This is a genomic window from Zavarzinia sp. CC-PAN008, assembly GCF_051903925.1.
Taxonomy (GTDB): Bacteria; Pseudomonadota; Alphaproteobacteria; order Zavarziniales; family Zavarziniaceae.
Window position 1 is genome coordinate 4,171,964 of sequence record NZ_CP173678.1, and the last position, 10,537, is coordinate 4,182,500.

At 69.4% G+C, this 10,537-nt stretch carries 9 protein-coding genes (1 of these 9 only partly in view); 5 read left to right on the forward strand and 4 right to left on the reverse strand.

Annotated elements, in window-relative coordinates; translation table 11 throughout:
- Window positions 1-16: 16 nt before the first annotated feature.
- From coxB to yghU, 4 genes are all read left to right on the forward strand, one after another.
- Window positions 17-655: a cytochrome c oxidase subunit II gene (gene coxB / locus ACI6GS_RS19535; protein ID WP_439815141.1), complete on the forward strand. Its 639-nt coding sequence runs from the start codon at window positions 17-19 to the stop codon at window positions 653-655.
- Window positions 652-3,177, forward strand: a complete 2,526-nt coding sequence (gene ctaD, locus ACI6GS_RS19540) for a cytochrome c oxidase subunit I (RefSeq protein WP_439815142.1) — start codon at window positions 652-654, stop codon at window positions 3,175-3,177. The genes coxB and ctaD overlap by 4 nt, the downstream gene beginning before the upstream one ends.
- Complete coding sequence (locus tag ACI6GS_RS19545; RefSeq protein WP_439815143.1) at window positions 3,174-3,515, forward strand: hypothetical protein; 342 nt, start codon at window positions 3,174-3,176, stop codon at window positions 3,513-3,515. Before ctaD ends, ACI6GS_RS19545 begins: the two co-directional genes overlap by 4 nt.
- A gap of 97 nt (window positions 3,516-3,612) precedes the next feature.
- Window positions 3,613-4,470 carry a glutathione-dependent disulfide-bond oxidoreductase gene (gene yghU, locus ACI6GS_RS19550; RefSeq protein ID WP_439815144.1) on the forward strand — a complete coding sequence of 286 codons (858 nt, stop codon included), beginning with the start codon at window positions 3,613-3,615 and terminating at the stop codon, window positions 4,468-4,470.
- Between the two features lie 28 nt (window positions 4,471-4,498).
- On the opposite strand, the gene ACI6GS_RS19555 is transcribed toward yghU, so the two are convergent.
- Window positions 4,499-5,464, reverse strand: a complete 966-nt coding sequence (locus tag ACI6GS_RS19555) for an acyl-CoA dehydrogenase family protein (protein WP_439815145.1) — start codon at window positions 5,462-5,464, stop codon at window positions 4,499-4,501.
- 297 nt (window positions 5,465-5,761) lie between these two features.
- On the opposite strand from ACI6GS_RS19555, the gene ACI6GS_RS19560 reads away from it, so the two are divergent.
- Window positions 5,762-6,388, forward strand: coding sequence for a TetR/AcrR family transcriptional regulator (locus tag ACI6GS_RS19560; RefSeq protein ID WP_439815146.1), 627 nt, complete (start codon window positions 5,762-5,764; stop codon window positions 6,386-6,388).
- On the opposite strand, the gene ACI6GS_RS19565 is transcribed toward ACI6GS_RS19560, so the two are convergent.
- The 3 genes in view from ACI6GS_RS19565 to ACI6GS_RS19575 are tightly spaced (at most 7 nt apart) and all read right to left on the reverse strand, a layout consistent with a single transcriptional unit that may run on beyond the window.
- Window positions 6,357-8,126 (reverse strand): type I secretion system permease/ATPase, encoded by a 1,770-nt coding sequence (locus ACI6GS_RS19565; RefSeq protein WP_439815147.1) that lies wholly within the window; start codon window positions 8,124-8,126, stop codon window positions 6,357-6,359. The two genes, ACI6GS_RS19560 and ACI6GS_RS19565, sit on opposite strands and share 32 nt — an antisense overlap.
- A 7-nt stretch (window positions 8,127-8,133) precedes the next feature.
- Window positions 8,134-9,570 carry a tetratricopeptide repeat protein gene (locus tag ACI6GS_RS19570; RefSeq protein ID WP_439815148.1) on the reverse strand — a complete coding sequence of 479 codons (1,437 nt, stop codon included), beginning with the start codon at window positions 9,568-9,570 and terminating at the stop codon, window positions 8,134-8,136.
- A 2-nt stretch (window positions 9,571-9,572) separates the two neighbouring features.
- Window positions 9,573-10,537 carry the 3' portion of an HlyD family type I secretion periplasmic adaptor subunit gene (locus ACI6GS_RS19575; protein WP_439815149.1) on the reverse strand. Its footprint extends 367 nt past the window's final position, so 965 of the gene's 1,332 nt are visible here — the last part of the coding sequence; its start codon lies off the right edge, out of view; its stop codon occupies window positions 9,573-9,575.

Here is a 10,537-nt window from a genome sequence, read left to right on the forward strand (position 1 = left end):
CCCCGCGCTCGGCTCCGTGTCCGCGCTGGCGGCCTGCGGCGGCGACTATTCGACCCTGGCGCCGGTGGGCCCCGCTGCGTCGGGAATTGCCACCCTGTGGTGGATCATGCTGGTCGGGGCCGTGCTGATCCTGCTTGGCGTCAGCCTGGTCGTGGCGCTCTCGCTGAATCGCACTGCGGCAACAAGGCTGAGCCCGCGCGGCCTGATCCTGTGGGGAGGCCTGGTCTTTCCGTCGGTGGTGCTGACGGTGCTGGTGCTGGGCGCCTTCATCCTTGGCGGCCAGTTGCTCGCCAGTCCGCGCGAGCCGACCCCCATGCGGATCGAGGCCGAGGCCAGCCGCTGGCAGTGGCGTTTCACCTATCCAGAGGCAGGTCGGCACTCCACGAACATCATGCACATGCCGGTCGGCCGCCCGGTCGACATCGTCGTCACCAGCACGGACGTCATCCATTCATTCTGGGTGCCGCGGATCGGCGGCAAGATCGACGCCATTCCAGGGCATGCCAACGTGATCCGCCTGCAGGCGGACGAGGTCGGGCGGTTCGGCGGCGTCTGCGCGGAGTATTGCGGGGTTGGCCACAGCGCCATGGCCTTCTGGGCCGTCGCGCATGACGCGGAGACATTCGCGGCAGCGATGGCGGGCCTGGCAGAATGACCGAGCCCGGCGGACCGACGCCGCTGGCCCTGCACGGCCAGCTCTCACGCATCTGGGGCACGCCGCCTGGCCTTGGGCGCCTGTCCGCCGTCAACCATACGACCATGGGCAAGCGCTTCATGGTCACGGCCTTCGTGTTCTTCGCCATTGGCGGGATGCTGGCGATGGCGATCCGGGCGCAGATCGCGACATCCTCCTCCGCCTTTGTCGGCCCGGACGTCTACAACCAGCTCTTCACCATGCATGGCACGGTGATGATGTTCCTGTTTGCGATCCCGATGTTCGAGGGATTGGCGATCTATCTGTTGCCCAAGCTGCTGGGCGCCCGGGACATGGCCTTTCCCCGGCTCACTGCCTATGGCTATTGGTGCTATCTTTTCGGCGGCAGCATCATCATCGGTGCGATGCTCGCGGGCGTTGCACCCGATAGCGGGTGGTTCATGTACACGCCGCTCAGTTCCGAGACCTACAGTCCCGGGATCAATGCCGACATCTGGTTGCTTGGCATCACCTTCGTCGAAATCTCGGCCCTGTCGGCCGCGATCGAGATCGTCGTCAGCGTGCTGAAGCTGCGGGCGCCCGGGATGAGCATCGAGCGCATGCCGATCATGGCGTGGTACCTGCTGGTGACCGCGTTCATGATGCTGTTCGGATTCCCGCCGCTGATCCTGGGGTCGATCCTGCTGGAACTGGAGCGGGCCTTCGACCTGCCCTTCTTCGATCCCACCCGGGGCGGCGACCCGCTGCTGTGGCAGCACCTCTTCTGGCTGTTCGGCCATCCAGAGGTCTACATCATCTTCCTGCCCGCGGCCGGCGCGATATCGACCATGGTTCCGGTCTTCGCGCGGGTCCCCCTGGTCGGCTACCGCGCCATCGTGGCGGCGATCGTCGCCATGGCGTTCCTGTCGTTTGGCCTGTGGGTCCACCACATGTTCACCGTGGGGATCCCCCACCTCGCCCTTGCCTTCTTCTCGGCGGCAAGCGGCCTGGTCGCCATCCCCACGGGGGTGCAGATCTTCGCCTGGATCGCGACGCTGGCCCGCGGCACCCAGCAGGTCGGCCGCCCCCGCCTGGACGTCCCCATGCTCTACCTGGGCGGCTTCCTTGTCGTGTTCGTGATGGGCGGACTGACCGGCGTCATGCTGGCCATGGTCCCGTTCAACGTGCAGGTGCACGACACCCATTTCGTGGTGGCGCATCTGCACTACGTCCTGGTTGGCGGCTTCGTGTTCCCGATGATGGCCGCAGCCTATTTCTGGCTGCCGCACATCACCGGGCGGATCGCCGATCATCGCCTGTCGGTGACCGCGTTCTGGCTGATCTTTGGCGGCTTCCACCTGACGTTCTTCATCATGCACCTGACCGGCCTGCGGGGCATGCCGCGGCGGGTCGACACCTATTCCCCCCTGGCCCAATGGGACTGGATGAACCTGCTGTCTTCGGTCGGCGGCTTCATCATGACAATGGGCTTTGCCCTGTTCGTCATCGACCTGGTGGTGCAGGTCCGCTTTGGCCGACGCTTCCGTCGCAATCCGTGGGGTGCCACCACGCTGGACTGGGCCATGCCGACCCCTGCCACCGCCTATGGCTTTGCCTCGCTGCCGCGCATGGGCGCCCGAGCGGACCAGGTCGTGCCCGAGAAACTGGGTCCCGCCTTGGCCCGTGGGGACGGCTATCTGGGCTTCACCCGCCATGGCTGGATGGAAACCCTGGGCGTGAACGCCCTGACCGGCGCGCCCGAGCAGGTCGTCGTCCTGCCCCGGTCGACGTTCCTGCCCCTTTGGTCGGGCCTTGCGACAGGTGCGTTTGTCCTGTGCCTGCTGGCCAAGGCCTATGCCCTGGCGCTGCTGCCGCTTGCCGTTGTCGTCGCGCTTTTCCTGGCCTGGACACGAACCACCGGTGCGCGCGCCGACACCGGCCCCCTGCCGATCGGCCATGGCGAGCAGGCGCCGCCGCATTGGGAAGCCGCCCGTCCGCCGTCATGGTGGGCCATGGTCCTGACGCTGGCCGCCGACGGGACATTGTTCGCGTCGCTTCTGTTCGGGGCGATGTTCCTGTGGCTCGTGGCACCCGGCTGGCCGCCACCGGACGGAGCCACGCCCGACAGCATGCCGCTGGCCCTCGCCTGGGTCCTTCTGGTGATGGGCAGCCTGGGGGGCCGGCTGGCCGTGCGCGCCCTGGTCGCTGGTGGCAGCCCGCGCGCCGCATTGATCCTGGCCGCCCTGGCCCAGGCCTCGGCAGGCCTGGTCCTGCTGCTCACGGCCGCAAGCATCCAGGACCGTACGCAGCATGCGCTGGGTGCCCTCGGCTTCGTGTTCCTGGTCTATGCCGCTCTCCACGCCCTGGTCGGTCTGATCCTGGCGCTCCATGGGTTGTGGCGGCAGGCAAGCGGCCACCTGTCCCCCGTGCGGAGTCTTGACCTGCGCCTCGGCAGGCTGTGGCACGACTATGCCGCCGCGGCCGGAACCATCGCCCTGGGGGCCGTCGCTGTGCTTGGGCATGCCGTGGACGCCGGCCAATGACGGGGGGAAGGACTGCGGTCCTCATCGCCGGCGGCTTCTCCGTCTGGGCCGTGGCGTTCGTCGTCCTCTATGGCGCGCTGTCGGTCGGGTGTGCGCTGAATTGGCACGAGCGGACACTGGTCGCGGGCCTGACCCTGCAGCAGGCGCAACTGTTCGGCCTGTTCGGCCTGCACCTTGCTGCGGGGGCCGGCGTGCTCGCCTGGGCCTGGCGCCTGCCGGCACCGGAGGGGGCGACCGCGGCCTTTACGCTCGCCGTGGGGCGCTGGGCATCCCTGGCCGCGGTCGGGGCAACCGTCTTCACATTCCTGGGCCTGTTCCTGCTGCCGACCTGCACCTGAGCGGACCGCTGCCCGGTCCTGGCCATCACGGCAGGTCGCCAACCGCCCGTGCTTCGCTTAAACCCGATGGGAAGCACCTCCTACCGGGGATTTCGTCATGAGCGATACGACCGAGTACACGCCGCCCAAGGTCTGGACCTGGAACAAGGGCAGCGGTGGGCAGTTCGCCAGCATCAATCGCCCGATCGCCGGCCCGACGCACGACAAGGACCTGCCCGTCGGCAAGCATCCGATGCAGCTCTACTCCCTGGGCACGCCCAACGGGGTCAAGGTGACGGTGATGCTGGAGGAGCTTCTGGCGCTGGGCCATGCGGGCGCCGAGTATGATGCCTGGATCATCCCGATCAGCGAGGGCGCGCAGTTCTCCAGCGGCTTTGTCGCCGTCAATCCGAACTCCAAGATTCCGGCGCTGCTGGACCGCAGCGGCCCCACGCCGGTCCGCGTCTTCGAATCCGGCTCGATCCTGCTGCACCTGGCCGAGAAGTTCGGGGCCTTCCTTCCGACATCGCAGCCGGCGCGGGCAGAGACGTTGTCCTGGCTGTTCTGGCAGATGGGCAGCGCGCCCTATCTGGGCGGCGGGTTTGGCCACTTCTACGCCTATGCCCCGACCAAGATCGAATATGCGATCGACCGCTTCGCGATGGAGACGAAGCGCCAGCTGGACGTGCTGGACCGGCGGCTGGGCGAAAGTCGCTACCTGGGCGGCGACCAGTATTCGATCGCCGATATCGCCGTGTGGCCCTGGTACGGTGCCCTGGTCAAGGGACTGGTCTACAATGCGGCCGAATTCCTTTCGGTTGACGAGTACAAGAACGTGCAGCGGTGGACGGACGAGATCGCCGAGCGGCCGGCGGTGAAGCGCGGCCGCATCGTCAATCGCACCTGGGGAGAGCCGGAGAACCAGCTGCGCGAACGGCACGACGCCAGCGACTTCGACGGCAAGGCCGGCTCCTGACCGCCGCACGCGCGCATCGGACCCCGGCCTAGACGGTAAAGCCGGGGTCTATCCCCAACAGCAGCGCGCCATTGCTGGCGAACAGCGCTTCCTGGACCGAGGCGTGCTGGCTCAGCGTGTGGATGTCTCGAAGGCGGCGCTGCAGGGCGGAGCCGTCATAGACCCCGGCTGAGCCGCCCGCCTTGTGGCAGGCGTCGACCACTGCCTGCGCCGTCTCCACGATCCAGGCGACGGCCTGCTGCACGCGCGGCAGCAGGTCGGGCGCCACGGTGCCCGCCTGGGCCCGTGCCCAGAACTCTGCCGCCTGCGCGTCGAGCAGCGCTTCCGCCGCGCGCAGATCGGCTTCCGCGCGGCCGATCCGGTAGCGGAACAATTCGCTGTCGCGCATTGCCGTGCGGCCATACAGGCGCGTCCGGCCGGTCTGCGCATGACCGATCAGGTCCGCCAGCGCGCCCTGCCCGATGCCCAGGGCAACGGCGCCGATGTGCATGCTGAACTGCAGGAGCGGCCCTGCGAACTGCGGGCCCGTGCGGCAGGGCACCCCCCCGAACAGGTCGAAGCTCTGCGCCTGGGGGACGAAAGCGTCGACCAGGGCGATATCCTGGCTGCCGGTCCCGCGCAGGCCAAGCGTGTGCCAGGTGTCATGGATCTGCCATGCCTCCCGGGGAAGCGCCATGCAGCGCAGGCCCTGGACGCCGCCAGGCCCCGGCACCACGCAATTCGCGAACAGCCAATCCGAATGTTCGCACGCGCTGGCAAAGCCCCAGCGGCCACTGACACGGTAGCCGCCGGCGACCGGCGTCGCCTCGCCGCGCGGGGCGAAGGTCCCGGCGATCGTGACGTCGGGCCCGGCGGCGTAGATGGCCGCAAAGGTTTCGGCGGGCAGCAGGGCCAGCAATTGCGGGCTTTCCGTATTGATCATCAGGCTCCAGCCCACGGCGCCGTCGGCCTGGGCCAGGCGACGCAGGACATGGACGCCATCGGGGTAGGGCATGCCCAGTCCCCCTCATCGACCGGCACATGCATGCGGAAGATCCCCGCCGCACGGATCGCGTCGACCAGGTCCGGCGGCAGGCGTCGCGCCCTCTCGATCTCCTCCCGTCGCGCCTCGATCATGGGCAGGAGAGCAGCAAAGGCCCTGTCAAAAAAGGCCCTGTCGAACTGCGCCATTCCAGGCATTTCACCCATTGTCTCCTCCTCGCCCACCATGACCGGCTGTGCGCAGGATAGAGAAATTCCTACAAATGGAGAAGTTCATTGCGCACAGTCTTGCCTGTGGCATAGCAGGGTGATGGCGACACCGGTTCAGGCGCGGGGCACGGAGCGGCGGCAGGCCCTGCTGGATGCGGTGGTGCGGCTGCTGGCACGCCATGGCGCGCGGGGCGTCACCCACCGGGCCGTGGCGGAGGAGGCAGGGACCGCCCATGGCTCCGCCCGGTACTATTTCGAGACCAGCGAGGACATGCTGGCGGAGGCCCTGGCCACCCTGATCGCGCGCCAGATGGACGAGGTTGTCGCCGTCCTGGCCGATCGCAGCGACTGGTCGGACCGTCCGGCCCGATGGGCGCGATTTGCTGCCTATGTCGGCCAGCGCATGCTGGCCGAGCGCGACGGGGAGATCGCCCGCTTCGAGCTGTTCCTGGATGCTGCCCGATCGCCCCGCCTGCAGGCGCCGCTGCGGACCTGGGGCGAGACCCTGGCGCGCCTGCTGCAAGCCGAACTCGCCGCCGACGGTCCGACGGACGCCGCAACCGGGCTTCGGGCCAATGCCCTGCTGAACCTGATGAACGGCCTGATGCTGCAGCAACTGGCAGCCCCACGGCCAGACTTCCAGATGGCGATCCTTCTGCCGACGATCCTGGACTTCGTCGGCCAGCGGCCGCCGTTCAGTTTGGAGGGCCGCCCGAGCGCGGAGTGACCTGGACCGGGCGCAGGGGCGCCGCGTTGGCTGCCGCTGCCCGGGTCAGGCGTTCGAACACCTCTGCCGGCTTGCCGCTGTCCTCGACCCGGCCGTCGCGCAGCAGGGCAACCGCATCCAGGCCCTGAATGATGCTCGGCCGGTGCGCGATCACGACCAGGGTGGTGCCCTGCGCCCGGATCCGCGCGAAGCTGCGCAGCAGAAGCTGCTCACCGTCGCCGTCAAGGAAGGCATTGGGCTCGTCCAGGACGACCAGCCCAGGATCGCCATAGAGCGCGCGCGCCAAGCCGATGCGCTGGCGCTGGCCAGCGGACAGCGAGCGCCCCCCCTCCCCGATCCAGCACTCGTACCCACCCGGCAGGCCGACGATCATCTCATGGGCATGGGCGAGGTCGGAGGCCTTCAGCATCGCCTGGGAGTCCACGGGTCCCATGCGGCAGATGTTCTCGGCGACGGTACCGGCGAACAGCTCGATCCCCTGGGGCAGGTAGCCGACATGGCGACCGCGAACGTCCGCCGGCCATTGCGCGATCTCAGCGCCATCATACAGGACGCTGCCGCCCTGGACCTCGACCGCGCCGACCAGGGCCCGCGCCAGGGTCGACTTGCCGGACCCCGACGGCCCGATGATCCCCAGGGACATCCCGCGGGCCAGTGTCAGCGTGACATTGCGGATGATGGGCGCCGGCGCGCCCGGGGGCGTCACCACCAGGTTGCGCAGGGCAATGGCGCCCGATGGCGGCGGCAGCGCGGACTGTGGCGCTGCGCGGTCTGCATGGCTGGCGACCAGCGTCACGCACCGCGTCCAGGCAAGGCGGGCCTGCACGATGGAGCGCCACGAGCCGATCGCCTGTTCGACCGGCACGAAGGCCCGCCCGGCGATCACGCTGGCTGCGATCACGGTGCCGGGCGTGAGTTCGCCCAACAGCGTCAGCCACGCGGCCAACGCCATCATGGCGATCTGGATGGCATAGCGGATGAACCGGGTCGCACTCGAAATGACGTTGATGCCGTCCGCCGCGTGCGACCCGTCGTTCAGGGCCGCGTATTGCCGGCGCAGCCAGCGCGCGCGCAGCGCCGGCAGCATGCCCAGCGCCGCCAGGGCATCGGCGTTGCGCAGGGCCTGTTCCGCCTCCAGGTGCGCGGCCGCCGCCCCCGTCATCGCCTGCTCGCTGAGCCGGCGGGACGCGATCTCGCTGGCCATCGACCCGCCGAGAAGCAGGACAACCCCGGCGAGCGCCGTGGCGCCGAGCCAGGGATGGATCGCGAACAGCACCAGGACAAAGAGCGGCGTCCACGGCGCGTCGAGCAGGGCACCAGGTGCCGGACTTGCCAGGAAGCCCCGCACGACGTCCAGGTCGGCAAGCGGACGCGTCCGCGCAGCCTCGGGATCCGCGACCGCGCGCCGGGCACTTGCCGTGAAGACATCCGGTGCCAGGGCGTCATAGACCCGCGCCGCCAGGCGCCCGCACAACCGGCTGCGGATCCCGTCGAGCGCCGCCTGCATCACGACGAGGACGAGGGCGATGGCGGTCAGGGCCACAAGGGTCTCCAGGCTGCGTGCGGTCAGCACGCGGTCGAACACCTGAAGGGAGTAGAGAGGCAGGACGAAGGCCAGGAGGTTCAGCACCATGCTGATCGCCACCAGGGCAATCAGCAGGCCGTGCGCCAGGCCCGGCAGGCGCCACAGCCCGCGCAGAAAGGCGGCGGGCCGGGCGCTGGCGCGCGTCGCCGCCATCGCCAGCTCAGGCGACCGGGGCGGCATCGATCGCAGTCATGACCGCGGGCGCACGGTGCCGGGCCTCGTGAAGCAGGGCCAGCCGCACCAGGGCGGCCCCGGCCGTATCCAGCACGCTGGCCCAGTCGCCCGGCCGCGGCTGGCGGATCAGGCGCATGCTGGGATACCAGGGGCTGTCGGCGCGCTCGTCCAGCCACAGCCAATAGGCATAGTGCGCCAGCAGGACCCAGACGGGCCGGCCCAGAGCCCCGCACAGATGGGCGACGCCGCTGTCCGTCATGATCACCAGGTCCATGGCGGCGACCGCGGCGGCCGTGTCGGCAAAATCACCCAGCAGCGGCGCCAGGTCGATCACACCCGCCGCTGCCGCAGCGTCCGTCAGTTCGAGTGCGGGCGGACCTTTCTGCAGGCTGAACAGCTGGACGCCGGGCACCGTCAGCGCGGCGACCAGATCACGCATCGCCAGCGCGCGAAAGCGGTTGTCCCCGAAGGTGACGCTGCCCGACCAGACGATGCCCACCTTCAGGCGACCCTCTGCCTGTGCGAGCAGCGGGTCCAGTGCGGCTCCGCGACCGGCAATGGGCCGCAGATAGGGCACCGGCGCCACGTTCGCAGGCTCAAGCTCCGGAAAGCAGGCAGGCAGGCTCATCATCGGAATATGCAGGTCCGCCTCGGCGACGCCATCCCCCCGCGGCACAAGGGTGACCGGCAGGTTCATCGCCGCAGCCAGCGCCATCAGGTCCGGCTGGCATTCGACCAGCACCGGACCGTTGAGGCGCGCCAGCCTGGGCAGGAAGCGGAGCGCCCAGATCGTGTCGCCAAAGCCCTGCTCGCCCGCGACCAGCAGGCGCCGCCCGTCCAGGGGCTCGCCTGTCCAGCGCGCCCCGGGAAGGGTTCGCGGGACGATGCGGTCCAGCGCCCAGCGCGATTCGGATTCGGGCCAGCCGCGCCGGTAGTCACCGACGTGCAGGCGCGCGCGCGCCAAGTCCCACGCCACGTCGCCCCCACCAGGCTGCAGGGCCAGCGCCTGCTCGAACGCGGCGATCGCCTCGTGATGCCGGTTCATCCAGGTCAGGACCAGACCGCGGTTATGATGCACGCTGGCGACCTGCGCCGACAGCGCGATCGACCGGTCCAGGCAGGCCAGCGCGCTGGCCAGGCGCTGGCAATCCTTCAGCGCGATTCCCAGGTTGCTCCACAGACCGGCATCGTCCGGTGTGCTGCGCAACGCGAGCGTGTAGGCCGCGATCGCCTCCTCCGGCCGCTTCAAGGCCCGCAGGGCCACGCCGCGCGCGTTCATGACTTCGACCGCCCCCGGCGCCAGGCGCAAGGCCACGTCGAACGCGGCAAGTGCGGCGGCGGGATCCTTGCCCCGCAGCGCAGCCAGCCCCCGCTCGAAGGCCAGGCGGGCCGTGGTCCGCCGGTCCGGCGACGCAGTGTTCACGATCAGTCTTCCCGCATGGCGCGGAACATGGCGTCATGCAACGGTGCCAGCAGGAACTGGGCCAGGGTTCTGTCCTCCGCCTTGATCAGGACCTCGACCGGCATGCCTGCCATCATGTGGACTCCGTCCAGCCGGTCGATCTGCCCCTGGTCGATCTCGATGCGCGCGCTGTAATAGGCTTGGCCGGTGCGCTGGTCGGCCAGCGCGTCGGCGGAGACATCGACCACATGGCCCTCCAGCGTGTTGACCAGGCGGCGGGTCACGCCGGACAGGCGCACCTCGGCGATCTCGCCGACGCGCACCACGTCGATGTCCAGCGGATTGACCGTTGCCTCGACCAGCGCCGTCGCCTGGGCTGGAACGATCTGCATCAGGGTCATGCCGGGGCTGACCACCCCACCCGGCGTATGGACCGCCAGGGCGACGACTGTCCCGGCCACCGGGGCGCGGATCTCCTCGCGACCGGCTGCCTCGACCGTCGCCGCGCGCCGATCGGTCAGTTCCGCCAGGCGGCTTCGCGTATCGCGGATCTGATCGGCGACGGTCCGCTGGTGATCGTTGGCCACCTGCACGATCTGAAGATCGGCCTCGCCAATCTGGGTCCGCGCGCGCGCGATCTCCGCCTCGAACGCATGCCGCTCGGCACTGATCGCGGCCGCCGCGCGCTGCAAGGCAAGAAGCCGCGTGCGCGGGGCGTAGCCCTTCTCATAAAGCGTCTGGATGCCGGCCGTCTCGTCAGCCAGCAGGCGCAGCTGGACGTCGTGCTCGCGGATCTGTGCTTCCCGCCCGCGGATCAGGTCGCGCAGCTGGGCGATGCGTTGGCGCAGGATCTCGACCTGGCCCAGTCGTGACTGCCGCCCGGTTTCGAACTGGTGCCGCTGGTCGTCCAGGGCACCGGCCAGTTCCGGACTGGTGGTCGCCGCTTCGACCAGGTCGGGGGGAAACAGGACCGATCCGGCACCCGCCT